The organism is uncultured Luteimonas sp. (assembly GCF_947492465.1).
Lineage (GTDB): Bacteria > Pseudomonadota > Gammaproteobacteria > Xanthomonadales > Xanthomonadaceae > Luteimonas.
Genome location: NZ_CANLNF010000013.1, coordinates 1 through 24,558, shown reverse-complemented (window position 1 = coordinate 24,558; position 24,558 = coordinate 1). Strand labels below are relative to the sequence as shown.

Sequence of the window (24,558 nt, the reverse complement as noted above, 5' to 3'; positions counted from 1 at the left end):
ATGCTGCTCGGGCTGGATGCCTCGATCTGGAAGATGCTGCTGGTGGTGCTGGTCGCCCCGCTGCTGGCCGTCGGCCTGCTCCACCTGCTGCTGCGCAGGCGCGGTGGCGTCGGCGCCGCGTGGGGCGGCGTGCTGGTGCTGCTGCTGGCCGGCGTGATGGCGCTGCTGATCATCCTCGACAAGGTGCGGCTGTGAACCAGGACGTGGACGCGGGGGCGGACGCATGCGCCGGCTGATCCTGCCGATGCCGGGCAACGGGCCGCTGGCCGCGGCGCTGGCGCAGGCCTGCGATGGCGACACCGGGCGGGTCGAGACCCGCCGTTTTCCCGACGACGAGAGCTACGTGCGCCTGCACGGCGATCCGGCCGGGCGGCCGGTGGACCTGGTCTGCACGCTGGCGCGCCCGGACCCGGGCTTCCTCGCCCTGGTCTTCGCCGCCGATACCGCGCGCGAGCTGGGCGCCAGCGAAGTGAACCTGGTTGCGCCCTACCTGGCCTACATGCGCCAGGACATCCGCTTCCATCCCGGCGAGTGCATCAGCTCGCGCAGCTTCGCGCGGCTGCTGTCGTCGAGCTTCGACCGCCTGCTCACGGTCGACCCGCACCTGCACCGGCACCCGGCGCGTTCGGCGATCTACACCATGTCCACCGCGACACTGCAGGCCGCGCCGCTGCTGGCCGACTGGATCGCCGCGCACGTCCAGGCGCCGCTGGTGGTCGGCCCCGACGCGGAGAGCGCGCAGTGGGCCGGCGCGATCGCCGCACGCATCGGCGCGCCGTACGTGGTGCTGCACAAGACCCGCCTGGGCGACCGCTGCGTGCGGATCGACGTGCCCGACCTGTCGTCCTGGCGCGACCGCACCCCGGTGCTGGTGGACGACATCGCCTCGTCCGGTCGCACCCTGGCCGAAGCGGCACGCGGACTGGCGGCGCAGGGGCTGCCCCGGCCCGAATGCGTGGTGGTGCACGCGCTGTTCGCCGACGGCGCCTTCGAGGAGCTGTCGCCGCTGTTCGCACGCATCAGCTCCACCGACTCGGTGCCGCACCCGAGCAACCGCATCGCGCTGGCGCCGCTGCTGGCCGACGCGCTGCTGCGCGACCTGCGAGACTGACAGCGCGGCGGGGAAACCGGACGCGCACAGGAGGAAACATCGCCATGACCACCACCACCGCCCGCGACCGCTGGCTCGCCGGCCACGGCCCCATCGTCCACCGCGACGACACCGTCGCCCGCATCGACACCCTGGTCGAACGCCTGCATGGCGACGACCGCATCGCCTCGCCTGAAGCAGGCTACGCCCTGCTCGCCGCCGCCGACCGCCTGGCCTGCGTGGCGATGAACGTGGTCGCGCACATGACCTATGCCCGGCGCATCGACCTGTCGGGCGCGCCGCTGGCGGCCGACGACTTCAAGCCCGTGCCCGAGGGCCACACCGGCGGCGCGCTCAACATGGTCCAGGGCTTCGTCGGCTATCTGCTGGCCAACGCGCTGACCGGCGACACCCGCGGCTGGATCATGGGCCAGGGCCATTGCGTGGCCGCGATCGAGGCGGTGAACGCGCTGACCGGCGACGTCTCGCCCAACCAGCGTGGCCGCTACGACCGCAGCGCCGAAGGCCTCTCGCGCCTGGTCGCGGACTTCTACTCCTATGCGATCGGCGCCGACGGACGCCCCGCCGTGCCGCTGGGCAGCCACGCCGGCGCCGATACCGCCGGCGCGGTCAGCGAGGGCGGCTACCTCGGCTTTGCCGGCCTGCAGTACGTGCACATGCCGCTGCCGGGCGAGAGCGTGGTCGCCTTCCTCAGCGACGGCGCGTTCGAGGAACAGCGCGGCCAGGACTGGGCACCGCGCTGGTGGCGCGCCGAGGACAGCGGATACGCGATCCCGGTGATGATCCTCAACGGCCGCCGCATCGAGCAGCGCACCCAGATCGTGCAGGAAGGCGGCGCGGCCTGGCTGGCCGGCGACGTGCGCCACAACGGCTTCGCGCCGACCATCGTCGATGGCCGCGACCCGGCGGCGGTCGCCTGCGCGATCGTCGAGGCCGAGGAGGCGCTGCGCGCCTTCGCCGCCGACCCGCAGCGGCGCTATCCCGCGCGCCTGCCCTACGTCATCGCCGAGACCGAAAAGGGCTTCGGCTTCCCCGGCGCCGGCACGAACGCCGCGCACAACCTGCCGCTGGCCGGCAGCCCGCACCACGACGCCGCCGCGCGCGAGAGCTTCAACCGCGGCGCCGCCGCGCTGTTCGTGCCGCCGACGGAGCTGGACGACGCACTCACCGCCTTCGCCTGTCACGACGCGCAGGGCCGCGCCAGGGAAAGCGCGCACCCGATGGCGCACCGCGACCCGCCCGCGCCCACGCTCCCCGAGCCGGCCTGGGCGGCGCCGGGCGGCAGGGCCAGCGCGATGGCCGCACTCGATCGCTGGTTCGTCGCCCTGGTCGACGCCAATCCCGGCCTGCGCGTGCGCATCGGCAACCCGGACGAACTGGCCAGCAACAAGATGGGCGCCACCCTGCAGCGGCTCAAGCACCGGGTCAACGAACCCGAGCCGGGCGTGGCCGAGGACCTGCACGGCGCGGTCATCACCGCGCTCAACGAGGAGGCGGTGGCCGCCGCCGCGCTCGCCAACAAGGGCGGGCTCAACCTGATCGTCAGCTACGAGGCGTTCGCGGTGAAGATGCTCGGGCTGCTGCGCCAGGAGGCGATCTTCGCCCGCCACCAGCGCGAAACCGGACGGCCGCCGCGCTGGCTGCCAGTGCCGCTGGTGGTCACCTCGCACACCTGGGAGAACAGCAAGAACGAGCAGTCGCACCAGGACCCCACCATCGGCGAGGCCCTGCTGGGCGAGATGTCCGACACCGTGCGCGTGCTGTTCCCGGTGGACGGCAACACCGCCGTCGCCGCGCTGCGCGACGTCTACGCCGGGCGCGGCCAACTTGCGTGCATGCTGGTGTCCAAGCGCGAGGTCGACGAACGCTTCGATGCCGCCGCCGCGCAGCGGCTCGTGCACGATGGTGCCGGCCATCTCGTCGGCGACCCGGCCGATGCGGAAGTGCAGCTGGTGGCGATCGGTGCCTACCAGCTCGACGCCGCCCTCGATGCGCAGCGCCACCTCGCCGCGCGCGGGCACCGCGCCTGCGTGAGCGTGGTGCTCGAGCCCGGGCGCCTGCGCATTCCGCGCGACGCGATCGAGGCCGCATTCGTCGTCGACGATGCCAGGCTGCACGCCCTGTTCCCGCCTGGCCTTTCGCGCGTACTCCTCAGCCATACCCGGCCCGAGCCGATGCTGGGCGTGCTGCGGCGCCTCGACTCGGGCCCGGCGCGCACCCGCGCGCTGGGCTACATCAGCCGTGGCGGCACGCTCGACGTGCCCGGGATGCTGTTCGCCAACCGCTGCACCTGGGCGCACGCGGTCGATGCCTGCGCGATGGTCGCCGGCTGGCGCCGCGAGGCGCTGTTCGACCAGGCGCAGCGCGACGCGCTCGACGGGCGTGGCGATCCGCGTGCGTTGTCCGCCGGGGCCCGATGAGCGCAGTCGCGCCCGGACCCCCGCTGCCGCCGCTGCGGGCGCTGCGCATGCAGCTGCACGCCGCGCACCAGCCGATCGCGGTGATGCGCAGCGACTGCCACGTGTGCCGGTCCGAAGGCCTGTCGCCGCGCAGCCAGGTGCTGGTGGTGTCTGGCGAGCGGCAGGTGCAGGCGCTGCTGTACCAGACCGACGACGCGCGTTTCCCGCTCGACCAGGTGGCGCTGTCGGAGGCGGCATGGACGGCGCTGGGCCTGGCCGAGGGCGACCCGGTGCAGGTGCGCCACCCACCGGTGCTCGAATCGCTGGCCAGCGTGCGCCGGCGCGTGTACGGCCGCCGCCTCGATGCCGGCGACCTCGACGCGATCGTCCACGACGTGGTCCAGGGCCGCTACACCGACGTGCACCTGGCCGCCTTCCTCACTGCCACCGCGGCGCTGCCGATGGACGCGGCGGAGACCGTGCACCTCACACGCGCCATGGTCGAGGTCGGCCATCGCCTGGCGTGGCCCTCGCCGGTGGTGGTCGACAAGCATTGCGTCGGCGGCCTGCCCGGCAACCGCACCTCGCCGATTGTGGTCGCCATTGCAGCCGCCAACGGCCTGGTGATGCCCAAGACCTCCTCGCGCGCGATCACCTCGCCGGCCGGCACCGCCGACACCATGGAGACGCTGGCGCCGGTGGACCTCGACCTCGACACCCTGCGCCGCGTGGTCGAACGCGAGGGCGGGTGCCTGGCCTGGGGCGGCGCGATGCACCTGAGCCCGGCCGACGACATCTTCGTGCGCATCGAGCGCGAACTCGACATCGACACCGAAGGCCAGCTGATCGCCTCGGTGCTGTCGAAGAAGATCGCCGCCGGCGCCACCCACGTCGCCATCGACATCCCGGTCGGCCCCACCGCCAAGATCCGCAGCCCGGAAGCCGCCCGCCACCTGGCCGCGCGCATGGAGGCGACCGCCGCGCAGTTCGGCCTGGTGCTGCGCTGCCTGTTCACCGACGGCGCGCAACCGGTGGGACACGGCATCGGCCCGGCGCTCGAGGCGCGCGACGTGCTGGCGGTGCTGCGCTGCGAAGCCGGCGCCCCGCTCGACCTGCGCGAGCGCGCCGCCGACATCGCCGGCGTCGTGCTCGAGCTCGGCGGCGCCACCCCTGAAGGCGCGGGCGCGCGGCTGGCGCTGGAGACGCTCGACAGCGGCCGCGCCTGGGAGCGCTTCGTCCGCATCTGCGAGGCGCAGGGCGGCATGCGCACGCCGCCGGTGGCCAGCGAGGTCGCACCGCTGGTCGCTTCCCACGGCGGCCGCGTGGTGCACATCGACAACCGCCGCCTCTCGCGCCTGGCCAAGCTCGCCGGCGCGCCGGAACGGCCCGCCGCCGGCGTGCGCCTGCTGGCCCGCCTCGGCGACGAGGTCGCGCGCGGACAGCCGTTGCTGGAACTGCATGCACAGACGGCGGCGGAACTGGCCTACGCGCTGGAGTACGCGCGCGACGCCGGGGACATCGTGCAGATCGTGGCGTGAACTGCGCTGCCGGGGTCATCACCGCGTGCGTCCCGCAACCTGGCCCGCAGCTGCGCCACCTGTCCGGAAGGCGCCTCCTGCCGCGCCGCCTAAATCCAGGGAGTGCCGGGCGTCGGTTTATGCGATATCGCGGCGGATCCGCCCATGGCGCCACGCTCCGTCTGCAAGCTGCGGCTTCCAGCTGCGAACAAGCCGGAATTCCCCGCAACTTCCCGCGCCTGCCTTCGGCGATCCCACTCGCGTGTTATCGCGGTCCCGCCACTGTGATAAGACATATCACGGCCTCGATGCCTGATAACGCCGCGATGCGTGTCGGGCATTCGGCGGCTGTCCACCGATCAAGTCGTTGACCCGACTGGAAAAAGCTGGATTGACGGTGTGCGCTGCTGGGGCAGAGAATCGGCGTTACACCGACCGGATCGGTCGAACAGTAGTTAGGCCGCACAAGCTGCAACGGCTCTTTTGTTTTGGCAGCAGCGGCTTGCAGCTGATCGCGCTACCGGCTCTTTTGGTTCATCGCGTTTGCTGCGCCCTCGCCTTCCGGCTGGTTGTAGTGAGGGTTCGCGGTGGCCTGCGCGGTTGGGGTCTCGCTCGGACAGTACACCGCATCGTGCGGTTCCTGGCGGTGCAGCCTCTCGGCGCGCAGGTACGGTTCTCGCCGCGGCTTCGTGCATGTAGCGGCGTCGCACTCGGGACTTCATCGGGGTACAGTGCGGCCTAACAAGTCATTCAAGCCGAACTTGCTTCGTTACACCAAAGCCGTGGCAGATAAAGCTTGCCACGGCTTTGGCTCCACTACGCAAGTCGGCTTAATTCCGGCGTTAGGCGGTACTGCTGAAAGTCTTTCGGCGTTCGCTTCTTCGGCTAGCCGCGTCGGCTCGTGTCGTGCGGCGCGCGCTCGGCCTTCATCGGCTCCGGTCGGTCTCCCTGGGCAACTTGCCGGGCCATCGGGCTACACCGCTTCGGCCGCGCGGCTCAATCATTGCGGAGCCATCTTCAGCGGCATGTCGCCCTGCGGGTCCCGGGTAAAGCGCCGGTCGGCCTGGGCTGCTACTGTTTCGGCTGGTGGCGGGTTGGCCAAGCTGGCGCTGGGGAGTTCAGCCAGCTGGTGGAGCAGCACCGCCTAACAAGTCATTCAAGCCGAACGCCACAAGTGGCGTCGGCTTAATTCCGGCGTTAGGCGGCTTATGACAGTTCCCTATAGCTCGATCAGTAAAGAGTTGTTCTCTTGGCTCGACAGTGCGTTGTCTCAGCCCATACCAGCTTCGACAGAGGCATTTCACTTCAACCTCTACGAGGGCGTTGACTCCGTTCAAATGCAACTTGTCGGAACCAATGCATTTCTTCCCGAGGCAGATCCGAGCACAGACTACTGGCCCTCTCCCGAGACGTTCTCGACGGGCGAGGATATCTTTGAGGTGCCGTTTGCAGTGGCCGGTTCGGACTGGCGGGCGTGGCTCACGACATCGATCGATCTGGTTAACTCATACATCGCCGATGGCTCCAAGTCAGGAGTGCTTCGTAGCAAGAAGGGTGTTGGGATCGGCTTCGTAGATGGAGATATGTATGTGCTTTGGCACCGCCACGCCGCCTAACGAATCATTCAAGCCGAACCCACTTCATCCCATCTGCAGGCATAGTCGCTGCTGAGGCTTCGGCTCAACCCGGCTCACGCGTTGTGGGTCGGCTTAATTCCGGTGTTAGGCATGTGGTGAGCCATTCCCGCCAAATCGAGATATGGAATCGTGCGGCCACGGAGTATGGCGGCGCAAACCCCGCTCCCGGTGACTTCGCCTTAGCAGCCATTCTGCTGGCGCATGGCGCGGTAATGAACGGCGGCGTGGCGCATGCCCATGAGGTTCTTAGCGCAGAAGAGCTTGCCGCGGCCACTTCTGGCTTCAACTACTTTGCCATCCCGGCTGCAGCCCATTTGCTAGCACTTCCCCCTCCTGACACGGAGCAGGCATCGGAGGCGGCAGACCGCGCCTACTGGCAGGCCGTGCCAAGCGACGCCACACTGACACATGCGTTCCGGATCAAGTTATTGTCGCATCCAGAGGCATTCGCGCTCACAGTCGGTAGCGCACATGCCTAACAACTCATTCAAGCCGACGCCGCTTCGCGGCGCGGCTTAATTCAGGCGTTAGGCCTCTATGGCGCAACTTGACTTCTTTGGGCTAGACGAAGACTTCTATAGTCTTATGCAGTTCGTCTTTGCAGAGACGGACATGATCGTCTACGAGGCTTACTCGCGCATAGACAGAGATATCCGCCAGATCAAGTCAGTCGAAGAAATCCGCAACATGGAGGACGAGCGCATGGCCGGCGGGTTTCTTCTGCGTGGCTGGTTCCCGGACGCGACCGACACACCTACGTTCAACACTTTTAAACTCAATCCTCGCGTTGGAACCCATCGAACCTCCTTGGAGGGCGCTGGTGTAGTGCAGTTCTCGCAGGGTGTCATTGATCTCGGCCATCTCAAGTTCTCATCGTTTTCTCACTGGAACGAGGCAGGGGCCATTCAACGCAGTGTTGCCGGATCTAAGGCGGTAAACTGGGCGGAAATGCGGCGTCAATCAGGCCGCATCCACCGGCATACTCGTAACAAGCTTGCTATTGCAAAGGCAGGTACAGCCTCAGTGCTTCCCCATGCTTACGCAGCTCTTGGAGACGGCCTAAGCCTTTGGTATGGAAAAGAGTACAAACAGGACTCTCTGGAACTGAAAAAGAGGCCTAACAATTCATTCAAGCCGAAGCCGCTTCGCGGCTCGGCTTAATTCAGGTGTTAGGCGGCCATGAAACAATTTTGGCGGATTGCAGCAGTATCACTAGGCCCCGGAGTCGTGTTGTTTCTCGCCCTTGTGGGATACACGACATTCGACGTTTACGTTCGCGGCAACTGTGATGCTAAGTTTGGATGCCTTGGGAGTGTCCAGCTTGCCGCTTTCATTGCGGCACTCATGCTTGCTTGCTCGTTCTCGGGTCATTTGCTTGCCACTCTTCTCTTTGGCAAAACAGTTCGTCTGCTGTATGGGTGGTGGCTTCTTGGCGTAGTCGCAGTACTTAGTCTTGGGCAAGGCGCGCTGCTTGCTTCAATGGAGCGGTTGCTGCCTGGAGACTCGCTCACAAGTATGATGGCGGCATGGGCAGCTATTTCCAGCGGTATCGCACTGGCTGTACTCGCCGTGGTGCGCCGTTGGCCGCCTAACGATTCATTCAAGCCGACGCCGCTTCGCGGCGCGGCTTAATTCTGGTGTTAGAGCCCTCATGACATTTCTGCGGCGACTGGCAAAAACAGAGCTAGCTGCACTCGCCGCACTTGTGGTTGTGGCGATTCTCGTAGCTGGCTTTTCGGCAGTTCAAGCTTGGCTCGCCCCAAGCGCGGTCCTCGGCATCGCAGGCTCCGCCGTAATTGTCTTTGGCTACATCCTCATCATTGGGTCCATTCCGGCCATCACTTTTGGGGCGCCGGTGTATGCGTTGCTATGGCATCGTGGCAAGGCGTCGTGGGCCACGTCGCTGGCAGTTGGCCTTCTTCCAGGGTTGGCTTTGCTTTTCATCGCCAAAGATCTGGGCCTTTGGTCATTGGCGTGTGGCGCAATTGTGGCCTTAGCAACTCATGCCGCGTGCGGGGCGGGCTCTAACAATTCATTCAAGCCGACGCCGCTTCGCGGCGCGGCTTAATTCAGGCGTTAGGCCGCTCTCGGTACTCCACAGCAAGATCGTTCTTTCGGTTGTTTCTTCGGCCGGGTTCCGGCCAGCACAGCGGTCGCGTCGTTGAGCATCGCTCTGCCTGCTTCCTTGCGCTGGCCGTTGCATCGCAGCTTGCCGGTATCGGCACTCAGAAGCACAGCTGGCTTCGGGTGGCCCGCCAGTCCAAGCGGCTCACCAGGCCCAGGCGCGGACACCCGCCCTCAGCTAGGTTTGGTCGCCAGTCCGCGGCCAAGTTGTTGTAGTGTTTCGGCTCAGGGGTTGGGCTGTCGCGGGTCGGGCGCAAGTGCCGGGTGTCGGCGCCCTAACAAGTCGTTCAAGCCGAATCCGCTTCGTTACGCAAAACACATGGCAGGTAAAGCTTGCCATGTGTTTCGCTCCACTACGCTGCTCGGCTTAACTCTGGTGTTAGGCGTCGTGCGAAAGATCTCCGCAGCCCTGCTGTCGATTACTCTTCTGTCTCTCGGCGGATGCACGTTCGTTCTGTCTCCCCGGGCCTATCTTGAGCGCCGCGCATGCTTAAGCATTCTCCCGGGGACGTCCGCGCCAGACGTGCTGAAGCAGATGGGCACGCCGCAGGAGCAAGTAGACCGCTCGACCGGTGAGCGTGTGCTCTACTATCGCTGGCTGTTCAATGCCAGTGGCCCGATATATGTCGTGCTCGGGAAGGCGGCGGACACTTACACGGTCGGACACACGGAGTGCGAGGGCAGCGGATGACGCCTAACAACTCAATCAAGCCGAACTTGCTTCGCAAGTCGGCTTATCTCGGACGTTAGGCCTGTGTTGAAAGTAGTCGCCACGGAGATGTGCAATGAGTAGGAACTTTGGACTTTCAAATATCTATCTCAAGATCGGACTGGTACTGGTTGTCATTTCACTGTTGATTCTTGCCGTCGCGGTCCTCGCTCCTTCACGCCCAAGCTACGTAAGTAGTGCGGTGGCCGGTTACTGCTTCGTCTCTGGCGCTGTTCTGTACATCATTGGCCGTGTCGCTGCGATCAGGCGCTCTCGGGCACAGGCCTAACATTTCGTTCAAGCCGACGCCGCTTCGCGGCGCGGCTTAACTCAGGTGTTATACGTGGCCAAGCATCTGCTCTACGGTTCGCTTCGGCAGGCACCGCGGTCGTTCGTTTCGTTGGCAGCGGCGAGCGCTGCTTCGGGGAGCTTCCTGGCAACGGCTGCACGCTGGCTCCGGCGCGCGGTTGCTTCGGCATGTGGCCGCCACATGCCGTTCTGGTCTCCGGCCGCCACGCCAATCATTCGTGGCGGCTCACGGAGGCTGTCTCTCGTCTCCCGGTTCGCCCAAGTAGGTTGGCGCCGCTTGGCTTCGTCGGCACCCCGGGCGTATAACTATTCGTTCAAGCCGAAACCGCTTCGCGGTTCGGCTTAACTCAAGCGTTAGGCGGCACTGGAATGATCACGGGATACGAAACAGTCACATCGGTCTTCGGCTACTGGCCGGAGTTCGCTGATGCTCGAGTGCTGTCGTTCGGCTTCTCGGCCGAGGGCACTGTTTCTCTCGTCCTCTCGTACATCGATGCTTCTGCCAGCAAGAGCGCCGAGGTATCTTTGTCATTTTCCGGCGTCCGTGAGCTCGACGTGGGCGCCCTCGCCTCAGAGAACGTTCTGGACTGCCTCACTGTTACGCCCGGAGACCCAATGATGGTTACGCTAGAGTCCTGCATTGGGCTCGGCGGCAGCTTCACATGCACGGCGGCTACCGTCGCGGAAGTGTCGCCTAACAATTCGTTCAAGCCGAAACCGCTTCGCGGTTCGGCTTAACTCAGGTGTTAGGCCTCAGGGGGAGGTTCCGTGCGACGACCGCGTTCAATCATTCTGCTAATCGTGTGGTTCCTGTGGGCCACAGGCAAAGACCTCGATGGCCTTGCTCGCTTCGCGACCACCGCTGACTATCACATCTTCGCAAGTATCGGTTCCACTTGGGCCTACTTCGCCCTAGCTGGTGTCGTGTTCCTATTCAACGCAGCCGCGGTCTTTTATCTCTTTCGGCCTCAGCCAGTTGGGTATGGAGTTCTGCTTGGCGCCTTGGCGGCCGGCATTGCTCAGAACCTGGTCTCAACACTACTGGCTGTCCGGGACATTCACGGCGTGCGCGAAGCTTACGAGATCGGCCGTGAGCTTCGTGGCTTGCCGGTGCGGCAAGAGGCCATGGACATGATCTTCAAGCCTTCCGCTCTTTGGCTTGCGGTTGGGCTTGCAGTTCTCGTGTACGTTGCACTTGCGTTTCTGGTTCGTCGCAATCGTTCGTACTTCGTGGGCCCAGCGACGTATGCAGCTGAGGCCTAACAATGCGTTCAAGCCGAAATTGCATCGCTACGCCAACAACGTGGCAGGAAGAGCTTGCCACGTTGTCAGCTACGCGCTGCAATTCGGCTTAACTTAGGTGTTAGGCCGCTCGGGTTGAGCATCTATGACTGTGCAGGTTGGCGCTCCTCCAACGCACTCGCGCAAGCCTGGCGCTCCAGCTTTCCGCGCCGCACGTTCATTCCCGCCGGTTCCAGGGGCAAGCCGCTGGCTGGCTGCACTTCGCGCCGGTGCTTCGTTCCCGCAGGTCACCCGGGCAAGCTTCGAATCGCTGCGGTTTGTCGTACAGTTCCGGCAACAGGGTCCGGTCGTTCATCGCCGGCGCCCTAACTATTCGTTCAAGCCGACGCGACTTCGTGGCGCGGCTTAACTCAGGTGTTAGGCGGCTATGGAAGGACTTCTCTACTTTGCAGCAGTTCTGGCAGTTGCTCTGGGAGTGGCTCACTCGTTTCTTGGTGAGCGGTACATTCTCCGCCGGCTGTTTCGCCGCGATGACCTGCCAAAGCTATTGGGCGGCTCGGAGTTCACGACCCGAACGCTGCGCTTTGCCTGGCACATCACCACGGTTGCTTGGGTCGGCTTTGCTGCGCTCTTGGTGCATGCAGGTCGGGGCGACCTTAATACGTCAGGGACGCTCTATATCATGGGCGCCACCTTCATTGTCTCTGGCTTATTGCCACTCGTCCTTACTCGGGGCAGACACTTGTCTTGGCTGATACTCTTCGCCATCGGCGGCATCGCGTTCTGGTGCGCCGCCTAACAATGCGTTCAAGCCGACACCGCATCGGGGCGCAAACCACATGGCAGGTACAGCATGCCATGTGCTTCACGCCCCGCTGCGGCGCGGCTTAACTTGGGTGTTAGGCCTCACAAGGAGAGTTCGTGATCGACCACTTTATTGAGATGACTCAGAGCATCATCCGTAAGGACGGATTCTCGGACTATCTGCCTACCCTGGTTCTCCCGCAAACAAGACAAATCGCTGTGCTGGAGGCAGAGCTTGACGGGGACAACCATGAGAGCGCTGCTTTTGACTGGATCTCTGGCCGCATCACCTCGGAACAAGATTTCCTCGTCGCGTTCAAGGTAGACGCAGAGCACTTTAAAGTGTTCGGCCGCATAGATGGCCAACAACAGGAGCGGCTATGCCGTGTTCGTGAGGCCTAACAATTCATTCAAGCCGATGCCGCTTCGCGGCACGGCTTAATTCTGGCGTTATACGTGGCCAAGCAACTTCTCTACGGTTCGCTTCGGCAGGCACCGCGGTCGTTCGTTCCGTTGGCATCGGCGAGCGCCGCTTCGGGGAACTTCTTGGCAACGGCTCCATGCTGGCTCCGGCGCGCGGCTGCTTCGGCATGTGGCCGCAGCCTGCCGTTCCGGTCTCCGGCCGCCACGCCAATCATTCGTGGCGGCTCACGGAGGCTGTTTCTCCCCTCCCGGTCCGTCCAGGTAGGTCGGCGCCGCTTGGCTTCGTCGGCATCCCGGGCGTATAACTATTCGTTCAAGCCGAAACCGCTTCGCGGTTCGGCTTAACTCAAGTGTTATACGTGGCCAAGCAACATTTCTACGGTTCGCTTCGGCAGGCACCGCGGTCGTTTGCTTCTTTGGCATCAGCGAGCGCCGCTTCGGGGAGCTTCCTGGCAACGGCCGCACGCTGGCTCCGGTGCGCGGTTGCTTCGGCACGTGACCGCTACTTGCCGTTCTCGTCTCCGGCCTCCACGCCAATCACTCGTGCCGGCTCGCGGTGGCTGTCTCTCGCCTCCCGGTTCGTCCAGGCAGGTCGGCGTCGCTTGGCTTCGTCGGTACCCCGGGCGTATAACTATTCGTTCAAGCCGAAACCGCTTCGCGGTTCGGCTTAACTCAGATGTTAGGCGCGTGGAAGAAGCCCTTCGAAGACTCGTAGAAGAGTGCACTAGGCCTGAGCCGGGAAACCCGCTATGGCCCGATGGGCTAGAGCGCTTCTGTACGGAGCATCAGATCGGCCGAGAGGCGTTTAGCTACCACTTCGCCAAGTACGTGGCACTTGAGTTCGCGGAGGGAATCTTCTCTTACCGCCAAGCCGACACTGCAATGAATCGACTGTCCGGGGCGGAGGCTGTGTGGGGGCAGTCACCATTTGCGGAGACCATCTATGAGGCGTTTGACTCTGGGGAGTTCCTGCATGACGGCGATCCCCCAGGTACGATCAGCTGGCAAAAGTACACTTTGCCCGCGGTCATGGAGGCGCTTGGCAGTGAAGGTCTGCTGCCACGCGCCTAACAATTCGTTCAAGCCGACCCCGCTTCGCGGGTCGGCTTAACTCAAGTGTTAGGTGGCCATGGAGCAACTCAGCGAGTTTGAGCGCGAGGCGATCGCGACAATCGCGCTTGCCGATTCGCAACGGGAGATTGTTCTTGCTCAGCTGGCCATGACTACGTGCGCTTCTCGCGACTACACGGGCGTTGGTGTTTACACAGAGCTCCTGGTAGACCCTTCTGCGCCAGTGCTGGATGAAGCTCGCTGGAAGATTGAGGACATGCCAAAGGGGCACGCCGAGCACCCAGAGCTCCCGGCGGGGGCAGGCCTCATTCTTTGGGTCAAAGACGGCTACATTACCTGCCTTGAGTCGTACACATACGAGGGTAGCTGGCCGCAGGACGAGTCTCTGTTCCGGCTGGCCACCTAACAATTCATTCAAGCCGAACCCGCTTCGCGGGTCGGCTTAATTCAGGCGTTAGGCCGCTCACATGGGGCGCGGTGAATTCATGAAATGTCTCAGGACGACGCTGATCGCCGGAATCATTGCTGCCGCGTTCGTGGTGTCCAGTGGAGTGGTTTCAGCACTTGCCGGCGAGCCGGTAGCACGCACTACGACCCTTTGTCAGCTTGGGTCGCTTGCTGATCTGCCTGGCTCTGCTATTTCCTTCCAGGCCGTGGCTTCCACAGACTTACATCACGGCGTCACGCTGTCAGATCCAGCATGCCCAAACTCGGGGCTACGATTGGGCTCTCCATCAGACTCGGCAGACCAAAGCGTGGCCCTTTTCCTGCGCGCACTGACGACTCAGGCGCCCCACCTCACATGGCGCTCCATCAGTGGCATATTTACCGACACTATAAGCGTTGCCCCATCAGGCGAGCGCCGCTTTGTTCCCATTGGCGTGCAAGACTTCCAGGAGGTAGCTGATGAGCCGTAGTGGCCGCGGCCTAACAAGTCGTTCAAGCCGAAGCCGCTTCGTTACGCAAACCACATGGCAGGTAGAGCTTGCCATGTGCTTCGCTCCACTACGCGTCTCGGCTTAACTCTGGTGTTAGGCAAGGCGGAAAGATTATGGGCGACTGGGATTTTCTTTACGAGATGAATGAGCGCGGCTACAGCGCCGAAGAAATCGCTGATGCTGCCGGGTGTGGCGTAGCACCTTGGCAGTGGAAGTACGTTGATCGGGATTGGGTTGATTCCCAACTCAAAGACACGCCAGAAGATGACGTTTACTCCATAGAGCCATGCGAGCCGTTTGAGAGCAGAGACGGCTTTCCCTACAGCATCCTAGAGCAAACAGAAATCTTTCAAGACCTAGTGGAGTGCGCTACACGGCACTTCGAGAACACAGGCAGATACTTGCAAGTCTGGGGTGATCTCGGAGAGATCTACGCTGAGATCAAGTTCGGGCTTCGCCGTCACGGCACTCACACGGCTGGATCTGACGGCACAATCAACGGCAAGCTCGTTGAGGTAAAAACCATTTCACCCGAGAAATCAAACGATCGTGTGATAGTCAAGAGTCAAGGCGACTTTGAACAATTGCTAATTGTCCGGATTGATCAAGATTTCCAATTTCAAGGCAAGCTCTTTGACAGAAGCGAACTCAAGGGTGCCGCTAGCAAGTTCCTCAGGGGGCGCCTGACGGTATGACGCGAGCCTTGCCTAACAATTCATTCAAGCCGACGCCGCTTCGCGGCGCGGCTTAATTCAGGTGTTAGGCACCACATGTGGCCACTCGCAACCCTTGACGTCTTCATCCTCGGCTCTGCAGCGGCATTGGCTGTCGCGGCGATCCTCGTTCCGGCCAGTCGCCGTCTGCGCATTGCGGCCGTCCTTTCACTCGCGGCCGTGGCACTTGGGTACACGTTGCTGCGGCCGTCTCCGCGTGCGGCGTTGGCGTATCACCAGAGCACCGGTGGCGTTTGGTCACAGGAGTGGCTCGCTGGCGTCGAGTCTATGGTGGCAGTTGGCCGGCATCTGCCTACTGTGGTCCTTCTGGCCGCCTTGCTGCTGGCCGTCATAGCGTTGCGTTCCAAGTAGCGTGGCACCGCGGGTGATGCCTAACCATTCATTCAAGCCGACGCCGCTTCGCGGCGCGGCTTAATTCAGGCGTTATGCCCTAAGGAGGCAGCGTGGCTGATCTATCGAGAGATTACTCGCGCTTCGAGCAGATTGTGGCGCGACTCCTTGAGGCAAATGGCTTTCAGCTACAACATGAGTTGCTTGCTGCTCGTGGTGAGAAGGCGGATATAGTTGCCACTATTGGCAATACGACCATGCTGGTGGAGGTGAAGTACTACAGAACGGCACGCCCTCAGGTTTCTCTAATCGAATCGGCAGCCGCTCGGTTACTCGTCCACATAGCACGTATTGAGCAACCATACGGGGGCATGCTCGTTGTTGCATGCAACCTATCCACAGAGCTGCGGGAGAGTCTCGGCAGAAAATTCGGCCTTGTCTTCATCGACCGACTAGATCTCTTGAGCTGGGCGGCAAGCGCTCCAAATCTTGCGGACGAGCTTAATGCACTGCTGGAGGACCATCAAAATCCTGATACTGGCAGCGGTCGAACCATTGAAAGCGCGCTTGCCACACAGGTTCAACCAGTGGCTCCACCGCCGCCGCAAGATACAAGCGGAACTGAACTTTGCCAAGAACTGCGAGGCCTCAAGCGCGGCAAGGCCACTTGGGCCAGCTATGAACGGCTATGCGACCGGATACTCAGGTACCTCTTCCCTAACGATCTGCATGGTTGGCACACGCAGAAAAGAACAGACGACGGCCTAAATCGATTCGACTATGTCTGTCGGATCATTCCAGGAACTGATTTCTGGTCTTTCCTCATTGACCATCTCAACAGCCGCTATGTGCTTTTCGAGTTTAAGAACTACACGGGAAAGATCAAGCAAGGCCAAGTATTAACTACGGAGAAGTACTTGCTCGAGAGGGGATTGCGTCGGGTAGCGATCATTCTTTCGAGAGGCGGCGCTGACAAGAATGCAATTGCGCTCGCGCAAGGTGCGATGAGAGAGAGCGGAAAGCTCATGCTCATCCTAGATGACGACAGGGTTTGTGAAATGCTGCATATGAAAGAGAAGGGAGAGGACCCCACGGATTTGTTGTTCGACCTTGCAGACAACTTCCTGCTCTCACTTCCGCGTTAGGGCATAACAATTCATTCAAGCCGAACCCGCTTCGCGGGTCGGCTTAATTCAGGTGTTATACGTGGCCAAGCAACATCTCTACGGTTCGCTTCGGCAGGCACCGCGGTCGTTTGCTTCTTTGGCATCAGCGAGCGCCGCTTCGGGGAGCTTCCTGGCAACGGCCGCACGCTGGCTCCGGTGCGCGGTTGCTTCGGCACGTGACCGCTACTTGCCGTTCTCGTCTCCGGCCTCCACGCCAATCACTCGTGCCGGCTCGCGGTGGCTGTCTCTCGCCTCCCGGTTCGTCCAGGCAGGTCGGCGTCGCTTGGCTTCGTCGGTATCCCGGGCGTATAACTATTCGTTCAAGCCGAAACCGCTTCGCGGTTCGGCTTAACTCAAGTGTTAGGCCTGCTATGAAGTGGCGCGAGCCTTGGAGACAGTCCATCCAGCAGCAAGGTATGTCGCCAGATTTCTGGCGCCGCATGCTGCGCAGCTTTCTGATCTGGTACGGCATCTTTGCAGCACTATTGATCGTGTATGCCTTAGCAGGGAGGGTCTCGCTTCAAGACCTTGCCGGTCGTCTCGTAGAAGCCTCGGCATTTGCGGCCGCGATGTCTGTTGTCCTTTATCTAGTGTGGTATCTAAGTCCGAGGAAGGTCGATTCCGGCCCCCGAGGCATCGTCGTAACCAAGGCAGACGAAATACTGCTGATTCCCTGGAAAGCCATTGCATCGTTCCAGATCTCACGAACCGCCTTGCCCGGCGCCCTTCACCTAGAGCTGCACTCCGGGGAGGAATACGCCCTTTCTCTTGCGTCAGGCGTGCGGCCTGCTGAGATCATCAAAGAGCTGGAGGAGATGACTCGTGCGCAGGCCTAACCATTCGTTCAAGCCGACGCCACTTCGTGGCGCGGCTTAACTCAAGTGTTAGGCGCTTGGTGAAACATTCCTTGCTCTCGCTATTCGAAACGCCCGGCACGCTGCGAGAACCAGCTCTCGAGGAGGAGCGGGCCGCACGTGGCTGGTCGGTCGAGCGCATGTGCAACGAACTGGCAGTGCTCATCGCCAAGAGCTACATGGCCGAGGAGCTCACCTTTGAAGTCGCGGACACCGCCATGAACTGGCTGTGGCCTTACTCCTTCAGACCGGCACAGCGTACTTGCCCGAACCGTGCAACGAGATCTATCTGGCATTTGATGCGGGTGAGTGGAAAAGCGCCTCGGACCCGGCTGAGCTAGATCCCGAGGCGGCGTACACTCGGCCAATGCTGGAAAAGCTGCTGGCGCAAGATCACGGCTCAAGCGCCTAACAATTCGTCCAAGCCGACGCCGCTTCGCGGCGCGGCTTAACTCAGGTGTTAGGCGCTTATGGACGCTTCGTCGCTCGTCAACGCGGTAGTACGGCAGGTGCTGACTCCCATGTGCGAGCCAGTGCATCCCGCTTGGATTGACGGAAACACCACGCCACTTGCCACGAGCGCAGCCGTGCTTGAGCTTGCCGACGGAAACTTGGTCAAGCTGGCTCCGTGTGAGGTGTACCTCGACCCGGACAAGTATCCATCGCTTGGCCTCTCTTTGGAGAAGTGCGATCAGGGAGCACTGCAATGGGTCAGAAACGGCAGAACTTACTCAATGAGTCCCTTTGCGGGCGCGGCTGGGCTGTTGCCGTTTCACGTGGCTCAAGTCGTGGAGTCGGATCCGCTCGGGGAAGGAGCGATCAGCGAAGTACTGCTGATTGGGCCGCTGGGCCAGCTTCTGTTTCGCCATATCATGCCGCCAATGTCGCTCGGCATTGACGGGGCACAGGTTGGCCCAGCGCCTAACAAGTCATTCAAGCCGATGCCGCTTCGCGGCACGGCTTAATTCTGGTGTTAGGCCCTTATGGCTTCCCGAACATCTTCCATTGCCACGAGAGCTTTAGTGGTCTGTTCTCTGGCGGTCGTAGCGCTCGTGCTCATAGGTTGTACAGTGCGGCCTGATCCTATATCCGCTCACTCTCACAGAGTCGATGACGAGGAGATAGTTCAGATCAACGTTCGGGCTACCGACGCCAAGAAGATCAAACTCAGGCAGCACTATTTCTCCGTAGTCGTCGGTGAGTGCGCTAACGAATCAAATGCCTACCCTGCGGAGCCATATATCGGGGGAGAGCCCGCCGCAGGTTTCAAGTTCGAAACAGAGGGTGACGTTGTGGCAATAGTTGGCCGCGTTCCTGTCCACGTTTTTGACAGGTATCAACGACCTTGCGCATTCTTGCGTGGTGGTGGCTACTTCACCGGAAAGTTGCTGTCATCGCCAGTCCAGATCCGCGTGGCATCGGGCGCGGGGCCTAACAATGCGTTCAAGCCGACACCGCATCGGGGCGCAAACCACATGGCAGGAAAAGCTTGCCATGTGCTTCACGCCCCGCTGCGGCGCGGCTTAACTTAGGTGTTAGGTTACTGATGACAGTTGCACTCGCTACTTTCAGATCTGATATGCGTCCGCTGATTAGGCTGCTTCTGAAGCTGACGCTTTGGGGTACTGCCGCGCTCCTTATCGCTGCCGTAATTGGTCAGCTGCGCGCAGACCGATTTCCCAACTACGCGGACATGTACGTTCTGGCCCTCATTGCACCAACACTCGGCGTCTTAGGTGGCATAGCCTTTTATTGCATGACTTTCCTGTTCCCCGTGGAGATTGTTGATGGGGGTTTGCGTTGCTACGATCGCCGCGGCCGCTACCACATCGTGCCCTGGTCTGACATAAATGCTGTACAGCTAGTGCGACGTTACGGACTTTCTTATCTGTTCATATGGTCAGATCATCTGCCACAGTCAATTACGCTCCCGCTTTGGCTGCACAACATGAACAACTTTGTGGATTTGGCAGAGCGTGAAGCTGGCTGCAACAATTTGCTGGTTGCAGCCTTACGGGACGCAACCTAACAATTCATTCAAGCCGAAGCCGCTTCGCGGCTCGGCTTAATTCAAGTGTTAGGTGCTAGGAGGCACCGCCCAATGATCGTGGAGAAAAGCAAAATCGCGCTCAAGGCGCACTGGTTCCTTCCGGTCGCCGTTCTGGTGGCTGGAGGTGACTTGGCCTTGGCGATCGTCGACTCCTGGTCAGATCCCGAGCTACTCGAGGCCGCCATCCTTTTTGACCTGGCAATCTTGCTGCCGGCACTCTATTGGTGGTGCTACAGGAAACGCGGCTGGACTACGCTGCTCAAAGCTACCGCTCTTAGCTGCCTCGGCATCTGGGTGGCCGGCCATATCGTCCGGACCAACACCACGACCTTATCAGCACGGTTGGCTTCGCCCGGTACATCGGGCTGGCTGTCCTGCTCGTCATCGAGCTAAAGCTGGTCGTGGCCATCTATCGGGCAGCGTTCTCCAAGGCCGGTTCTAACGATGCTCTTGCGGCAGCCAAGGACGCCGGCATGCCGGAGTGGGCTGCTCGGCTCATGGCGTGGGAGGCATCGCTTTGGCGTCGGGGTTGGGAGTCGGTGCGGCGGCTAGTGAAACGTAGCTAGCACCTAACAATTCGTCCAAGCCGACGCCACTTCGTGGCGCGGCTTAACTCAGGTGTTAGCTGCTTTTGGAGACAGCGATGAACATGAAGTTCCTTTTCCTTGCACTTCTGGCAGTTGCATCTCTGCAAGTGCATGCGCAAGCCAGTAGCACCGCAGATGCTCCGGGCACGCAGATCCCCGTAGACTTCGATAAGCCTGTCGAGTTGGAAATCGAGATTGAGGTGCCGAGTGAGCACACGTCCATCGAGAAGCTCTCCGAGTACCTTGATCGGAATGGTTTCAGCTTGCACATCAACGTTGCCTTCGAGCAATCCGGCGAGGAGCTGGAGCTACAGAGGCAGTTGGTCCGTGCCCGCAAGTTCGGAACCGTAAGCCCTGAAGAATTCAATACGCTCAGCAAGCGCGTTTCCGAGCTAGTAGAGCCGTTTGGCGGCAGTCCAAAATGGACATTCCGGCAGCAGCGGAAAAGCAGCTAACAATTCGTCCAAGCCGACGCCGCTTCGCGGCGCGGCTTAACTCAGGTGTTAGGCCCGCGTGTCAGGACCCAAGGACGGAGAGATTCAATGGCTCGATTTGGCGTTACAAACATCTACCTCTTGGTAGGACTCGGACTGCTTGCCATCAGCCTCATCTTGGGGGCTTGGCTCTTCCTCCAGCCTGCCCCGATTGCTCGCGGCGACATGCTATTTAGGGTGGCCTACGGGAGCTTCATCGGCGGTATCGTTCTGTACGTTATCGGCCGCGCGACGTCAGTGATGCAGCGTCGCTCGCAGGCCTAACCATTCATTCAAGCCGACGCCACTTCGTGGCGCGGCTTAATTCAAGCGTTAGGGGGCATAAAGATGGTTCGCTTTCTTCTGTCAGCACTGATTTTTTGGCCTGCAATTTCGCTAGCCCAAGACTGCGCGTCCGACTCACTGCGGCATGAGTTGCTCCAGCGCAACGAACTGGATCAAGAGGGCCGCGCGCAACTTATGGCCAATCCTGAGTCAAAAGACGCGCTGGAGAACGTCTTGCGGATTGATCGCGAGAACACGGCATACATGCGTTCGGTCCTTGCTACCTGCGGCTGGCCCAAAAGGTCTGAGGTCGGAGAGCAAGCAGCGAAAGCGGCATGGCGACTGACCCAACACGCTGACATGGATCCGCAATACCAGGTGCTCGCCTCTCAGCAGCTCAAGTGGGCTGTTCTTTCCGACGAAGCTAGCGCCCGAGACTTGGCAGTCTTAGTGGACCGCAATCGCAGGCTTAATGACCAGCCGCAGGTATACGGCATGCAGTTCGCGCGGGGCCCAGGGAGCGTGATCCGCTTCTATGACATCGTCAATCCCGGCCACTTGGATGCGCGGCGTAAGGAGATTGGCCTAGCCCCGTTCTACTGCTGGGCGCTCCAGACCTCCAATTCCAATGGTGGTGCGGCCTTGGAGTGGCCTACTGGCGTTCTTTTCTCGCCGCAGGACTGCTCGGATGCCCCCTAACAATGCGTTCAAGCCGAAGCCGCTTCGTTCCGCAAAGCACATGGCAGGTACAGCTTGCCATGCGCTTTGCTCCACTACGCGTCTCGGCTTAACTTAGGTGTTAGGCCCCATGCCAATCAGCGCAGCAATCCTGGTGTTGGTCCTTGGCGGTACGCTGCCACACTCCAACCTGCCCGTCGTTCCCGACAGCGCTCTCTCTCTTGCAGGCGTGTCGCTCGGAGATTCGGAGGCCTCGGTCACGGGCCTGCTTGGCCAACCGGTTGCGCGTCAGGAGACCGGCGACCTCCTTCGTGTAGAGCTTCGGTTTCGAGGGCTTACCGTGTGGCTCGGTGAGGACAATCGAGTCGCGGAGATTCTCAGCACCAGTGCCAACTACTGCACGCCTCAAGGTATCTGCCCGGGTCAGCCGTTCGCGGTAGCCCAAGCGCGGTACGGCAAGCCGGTAGTGGCGGTACGAGAGGACGGGACGTACATGGAGTACCTTCCTCAGTCCGACTTCCCGTGCTGGCTTCAGATGGCAGTAGAGTCTGCAACTATCAGCTCCATTAGATCGGAGTGTCAGCCGTAGTGGGGCCTAACAATGCGTTCAAGCCGAAGCCGCTTCGTTCCGCAAAGCACATGGCAGATACAGCTTGCCATGCGTCCGGCTACGCGCTGCAATTCGGCTTAACTTAGGTGTTAGGCGTTCAACTGAGGCCCTGCAGCGTGAAAGTTGGCGGAGCAATCATTGGTGGAGTTGCTGTTGTGCAGGGCGCGGCACAAGCATTCCTTGGCCTTAGCCTTTGGCCTGCAGGCGCACGTCTGCGGACGGCAGGCTACTGGGATGCTCTCGTTTGGGTATTTGGGGACGAGGGTGCGCCCGTCGTAGCCGGAGCCTTTTGGCTCGTTTTGGGCCTGCTACTTGTCTATCTTTCGGTCATGCCGGATCGCTTTCTACCTCGGTGGTGGCTGGGTAAGGGCCCAACTCCCGCGGCAAAGAGCAGAACAGCCAGGCGCCGCAATCGCGCCTAACTATTCCGTAAGGAGCTTCCCGTCAACCCCGAGTGCATGACGCTCTTGCCTTGAGCTTCAGGCGTTTGCTGTTTCCGGTTTGTCGCTTTGCTGCTTGCCACTCGCCAGAGTGTTGGTGATCGAAGCGTTGCCAGACTGCATTTCCGTAATCGGTCTTGTTGGATCGGAGTTGCCGATCCGGACCAGGGTAAAAACCGCACCCGAAGGCCTCTCTCATTCATCGGATTCGCCCATGCACGGGGATCAGCCGTGTCATGTGGTGGCGCCACCTTGTTAGTCAGGCTCTCTCCGGGACGGTCTGACCGCTTGCTACCTGTTCGCTCTGGCGTTGAACATCGTGGAGCCGCGTCGCCCGGTCAGGCGATCGCGGCCTGCTCCTTCCTGCTCGCCGGCCGCTGCACCATCGGGTGCCGCAGCCAGGCGTCGGCGTCATAGTCCTCGTCGCGCGCCAGCATCGCCCACAGCTGTCGCGCGTGTTTGTTGGCGATCGCCACCAGCACCTTGCCGAAGGGCAGGCGGCTGGCGAGATCGCGGATCCAGATCTGTTCGGGACCGGCCTTGTCCGCTGCGGTGGCCTTGGCCCGCTGCAGGCTGCTTCTCGCGCCCTGGATCAGCAGGGTCCGCAGGTAGCTGTCGCCGCGGCAGCTGATCTGGCCCAGGCGCTGTCTGCCACCGCTGGAGTGCTGGACGGGGGTGAGCCCCAACCAGGCCGAGAACTGACGACCCTGGGCGAACTCCCGTCCGTCGCCGATCGTGGCCACCAGCGCATCGGCTGTCAGTGGGCCGACTCCGGTGATCTGCTGGACGCGGCGACTGCGCACATCGGCCCGGGCGTGTGCGGCGATGGTGGCATCGCAGGCCGCAATCCGTTCGCGCACCTGCCGCCAGTGCGCATGGAGATCGTCGAGCAACCCGTGCAGCATGGCCGGCAACCGCGCGCGCACCGCTTCGTCGCCCAGCGCCCGCCGCAGTGCGTGGTCGCTGCGCGCCACCACCACGCCGAACTCGGCCAACAGGCCGCGCAAGCGGTTGCTGATGGCCAGGCCTTCGGTCTTGTAGCCTTCGCGCACCCGGTGCCAGCTCAACCGCGCCTGCTGCTCCACCGACTTCACCGCCACGAATCGCATGTTGCCCTGCCGCGCCGCCGTGGCGATCGCCTCGGCGTCGTTGCGGTCGTTCTTGTTGGCCTGCGACTTGCGGAACGGCTTGACGAACTGCGCCGCCATCAGCCGCGGCACCAGCCCGTGCTCGAGGCAGCGACGCGCCCAGTGGTGGGCGCTGCTGCAGGCCTCCATCGCCACGATGGTGCCGGGCGGCTGCTGGCCCAGCCAGGCGGCGAAGGCTTCGCGCTTGAGGTCCCGGCGCTGGCGGACCCGGCCCGATCCATCGAGTTCGGCCACCGAGAACACCTGCTTTGCCAGGTCCACGCCCATGGTTATAGTGCCCATTGGAGACTTCCCCTTCATCTGATTGTTCGTCGAAACACAATCATGGCACTCGATGCCGAGCGGCTTGCCGCTGAAGCGGGAAGTCTCCTTTTTACTCGTTCAAGCCGAGCCCGCTTCGCGGGTCGGCTTAACTCAGGTGTTAGCGCCATCAACAGCCAGGAGGCACTCATGCGATTGATCAATCTTGCGGCAGTTACAGCACTTCTCGTCACACCACTCTCCGCCATCGCTGACTCTGCACCCGATCCGCTTTTTGGGACCGACCCACACGCCAAAGCCGTCCTTGACTGTCATTCGAGCTATGCAACTCGCTATGCAAAGGCGATAACCGGGACTCGGGCTACACCAACAGAGATAGCAACTGCCGCTTACGCACATTGCATTGCAGAGATGAGCCGATTCTCCGAGGCGTCCGCAAAGTCCGCGCAGGAGAATGACTCGACTGGTTTACTGAATGTGGACGAGTACGTGGCCGACCAAACCTCAAAATTGAGAGACTATGCATTTGCATACACCCTTGACAGTTACCTCAAGCAGACAACCAACTTCTAGAGCTTGCGCTAACAATTCCGTAAGGAGCTTCCCGTCAACCCCGAGTGCATGACGCTCTTGCCTTGAGCTTCAGGCGTTTGCTGTT

At 61.9% G+C, this 24,558-nt stretch carries 25 protein-coding genes; 24 read left to right on the top strand and 1 reads right to left on the bottom strand.

Annotated elements, in window-relative coordinates; translation table 11 throughout:
- The 23 genes from Q0863_RS17615 (at nucleotide 1) to Q0863_RS17505 (ending at nucleotide 21,462) form a co-directional block, all read left to right on the top strand.
- Nucleotides 1-195, top strand: a complete 195-nt coding sequence (locus Q0863_RS17615) for a hypothetical protein (protein ID WP_298581482.1) — start codon at nucleotides 1-3, stop codon at nucleotides 193-195.
- Nucleotides 196-223: 28 nt separating this feature from the next.
- Nucleotides 224-1,111: a ribose-phosphate pyrophosphokinase gene (locus tag Q0863_RS17610; RefSeq protein ID WP_298581481.1), complete on the top strand. Its 888-nt coding sequence runs from the start codon at nucleotides 224-226 to the stop codon at nucleotides 1,109-1,111.
- A 44-nt stretch (nucleotides 1,112-1,155) separates the two neighbouring features.
- Nucleotides 1,156-3,531 carry a xylulose 5-phosphate 3-epimerase gene (locus Q0863_RS17605; protein ID WP_298581479.1) on the top strand — a complete coding sequence of 792 codons (2,376 nt, stop codon included), beginning with the start codon at nucleotides 1,156-1,158 and terminating at the stop codon, nucleotides 3,529-3,531.
- Entirely contained in the window at nucleotides 3,528-5,048 is a 1,521-nt protein-coding gene (locus tag Q0863_RS17600; RefSeq protein ID WP_298581477.1) for a thymidine phosphorylase family protein, read from the top strand. Before Q0863_RS17605 ends, Q0863_RS17600 begins: the two co-directional genes overlap by 4 nt.
- A gap of 1,187 nt (nucleotides 5,049-6,235) precedes the next feature.
- The gene (locus Q0863_RS17595; RefSeq protein ID WP_298581475.1) at nucleotides 6,236-6,643 is read left to right on the top strand and encodes a hypothetical protein; all 408 of its coding nucleotides are present in this window, start codon (nucleotides 6,236-6,238) and stop codon (nucleotides 6,641-6,643) included.
- 116 nt (nucleotides 6,644-6,759) lie between these two features.
- Nucleotides 6,760-7,143 (top strand): hypothetical protein, encoded by a 384-nt coding sequence (locus Q0863_RS17590; protein ID WP_298581473.1) that lies wholly within the window; start codon nucleotides 6,760-6,762, stop codon nucleotides 7,141-7,143.
- A 58-nt stretch (nucleotides 7,144-7,201) separates the two neighbouring features.
- On the top strand, nucleotides 7,202-7,825 hold the full coding sequence (locus Q0863_RS17585) for a hypothetical protein (protein ID WP_298581472.1): 624 nt from the start codon (nucleotides 7,202-7,204) through the stop codon (nucleotides 7,823-7,825).
- 18 nt (nucleotides 7,826-7,843) lie between these two features.
- On the top strand, nucleotides 7,844-8,296 hold the full coding sequence (locus Q0863_RS17580) for a hypothetical protein (RefSeq protein WP_298581470.1): 453 nt from the start codon (nucleotides 7,844-7,846) through the stop codon (nucleotides 8,294-8,296).
- Nucleotides 8,297-8,315: 19 nt separating this feature from the next.
- Nucleotides 8,316-8,732: a hypothetical protein gene (locus Q0863_RS17575; RefSeq protein ID WP_298581468.1), complete on the top strand. Its 417-nt coding sequence runs from the start codon at nucleotides 8,316-8,318 to the stop codon at nucleotides 8,730-8,732.
- A gap of 375 nt (nucleotides 8,733-9,107) precedes the next feature.
- A complete protein-coding gene (locus Q0863_RS17570) occupies nucleotides 9,108-9,479 on the top strand; it encodes a hypothetical protein (protein WP_298581466.1) in 372 nt (123 codons plus the stop codon).
- A 696-nt stretch (nucleotides 9,480-10,175) separates the two neighbouring features.
- A complete protein-coding gene (locus Q0863_RS17565; protein WP_298581464.1) occupies nucleotides 10,176-10,544 on the top strand; it encodes an Imm50 family immunity protein in 369 nt (122 codons plus the stop codon).
- Nucleotides 10,545-10,574: 30 nt separating this feature from the next.
- Nucleotides 10,575-11,069: a hypothetical protein gene (locus Q0863_RS17560; protein WP_298581462.1), complete on the top strand. Its 495-nt coding sequence runs from the start codon at nucleotides 10,575-10,577 to the stop codon at nucleotides 11,067-11,069.
- A gap of 406 nt (nucleotides 11,070-11,475) precedes the next feature.
- Nucleotides 11,476-11,847, top strand: coding sequence for a hypothetical protein (locus Q0863_RS17555; RefSeq protein WP_298581460.1), 372 nt, complete (start codon nucleotides 11,476-11,478; stop codon nucleotides 11,845-11,847).
- A gap of 122 nt (nucleotides 11,848-11,969) precedes the next feature.
- Nucleotides 11,970-12,254: a hypothetical protein gene (locus Q0863_RS17550; RefSeq protein WP_298581458.1), complete on the top strand. Its 285-nt coding sequence runs from the start codon at nucleotides 11,970-11,972 to the stop codon at nucleotides 12,252-12,254.
- 1,150 nt (nucleotides 12,255-13,404) lie between these two features.
- Nucleotides 13,405-13,752: a hypothetical protein gene (locus tag Q0863_RS17545; RefSeq protein WP_298581456.1), complete on the top strand. Its 348-nt coding sequence runs from the start codon at nucleotides 13,405-13,407 to the stop codon at nucleotides 13,750-13,752.
- A gap of 645 nt (nucleotides 13,753-14,397) precedes the next feature.
- Nucleotides 14,398-14,979 (top strand): hypothetical protein, encoded by a 582-nt coding sequence (locus Q0863_RS17540; protein ID WP_298581454.1) that lies wholly within the window; start codon nucleotides 14,398-14,400, stop codon nucleotides 14,977-14,979.
- A 482-nt stretch (nucleotides 14,980-15,461) separates the two neighbouring features.
- The gene (locus tag Q0863_RS17535) at nucleotides 15,462-16,493 is read left to right on the top strand and encodes a restriction endonuclease (RefSeq protein ID WP_298581452.1); all 1,032 of its coding nucleotides are present in this window, start codon (nucleotides 15,462-15,464) and stop codon (nucleotides 16,491-16,493) included.
- Nucleotides 16,494-16,930: 437 nt separating this feature from the next.
- Nucleotides 16,931-17,350 carry a hypothetical protein gene (locus tag Q0863_RS17530; RefSeq protein WP_298581450.1) on the top strand — a complete coding sequence of 140 codons (420 nt, stop codon included), beginning with the start codon at nucleotides 16,931-16,933 and terminating at the stop codon, nucleotides 17,348-17,350.
- 605 nt (nucleotides 17,351-17,955) lie between these two features.
- On the top strand, nucleotides 17,956-18,333 hold the full coding sequence (locus Q0863_RS17525; RefSeq protein WP_298581449.1) for a hypothetical protein: 378 nt from the start codon (nucleotides 17,956-17,958) through the stop codon (nucleotides 18,331-18,333).
- A 581-nt stretch (nucleotides 18,334-18,914) separates the two neighbouring features.
- Nucleotides 18,915-19,397, top strand: a complete 483-nt coding sequence (locus tag Q0863_RS17520; RefSeq protein ID WP_298581448.1) for a hypothetical protein — start codon at nucleotides 18,915-18,917, stop codon at nucleotides 19,395-19,397.
- Between the two features lie 72 nt (nucleotides 19,398-19,469).
- Nucleotides 19,470-19,811 (top strand): hypothetical protein, encoded by a 342-nt coding sequence (locus Q0863_RS17515; RefSeq protein ID WP_298581447.1) that lies wholly within the window; start codon nucleotides 19,470-19,472, stop codon nucleotides 19,809-19,811.
- Between the two features lie 250 nt (nucleotides 19,812-20,061).
- Nucleotides 20,062-20,460: a hypothetical protein gene (locus Q0863_RS17510; RefSeq protein ID WP_298581446.1), complete on the top strand. Its 399-nt coding sequence runs from the start codon at nucleotides 20,062-20,064 to the stop codon at nucleotides 20,458-20,460.
- A gap of 366 nt (nucleotides 20,461-20,826) precedes the next feature.
- Nucleotides 20,827-21,462, top strand: coding sequence for a DUF6624 domain-containing protein (locus tag Q0863_RS17505; protein WP_298581445.1), 636 nt, complete (start codon nucleotides 20,827-20,829; stop codon nucleotides 21,460-21,462).
- A gap of 1,367 nt (nucleotides 21,463-22,829) precedes the next feature.
- Here the strand turns inward: Q0863_RS17505 and Q0863_RS17500 are convergent.
- Nucleotides 22,830-23,921 (bottom strand): IS110 family transposase, encoded by a 1,092-nt coding sequence (locus Q0863_RS17500; RefSeq protein ID WP_298581444.1) that lies wholly within the window; start codon nucleotides 23,919-23,921, stop codon nucleotides 22,830-22,832.
- Between the two features lie 42 nt (nucleotides 23,922-23,963).
- On the opposite strand from Q0863_RS17500, the gene Q0863_RS17495 reads away from it, so the two are divergent.
- Nucleotides 23,964-24,473, top strand: coding sequence for a hypothetical protein (locus Q0863_RS17495; RefSeq protein ID WP_298581443.1), 510 nt, complete (start codon nucleotides 23,964-23,966; stop codon nucleotides 24,471-24,473).
- Nucleotides 24,474-24,558 lie beyond the last annotated feature (85 nt).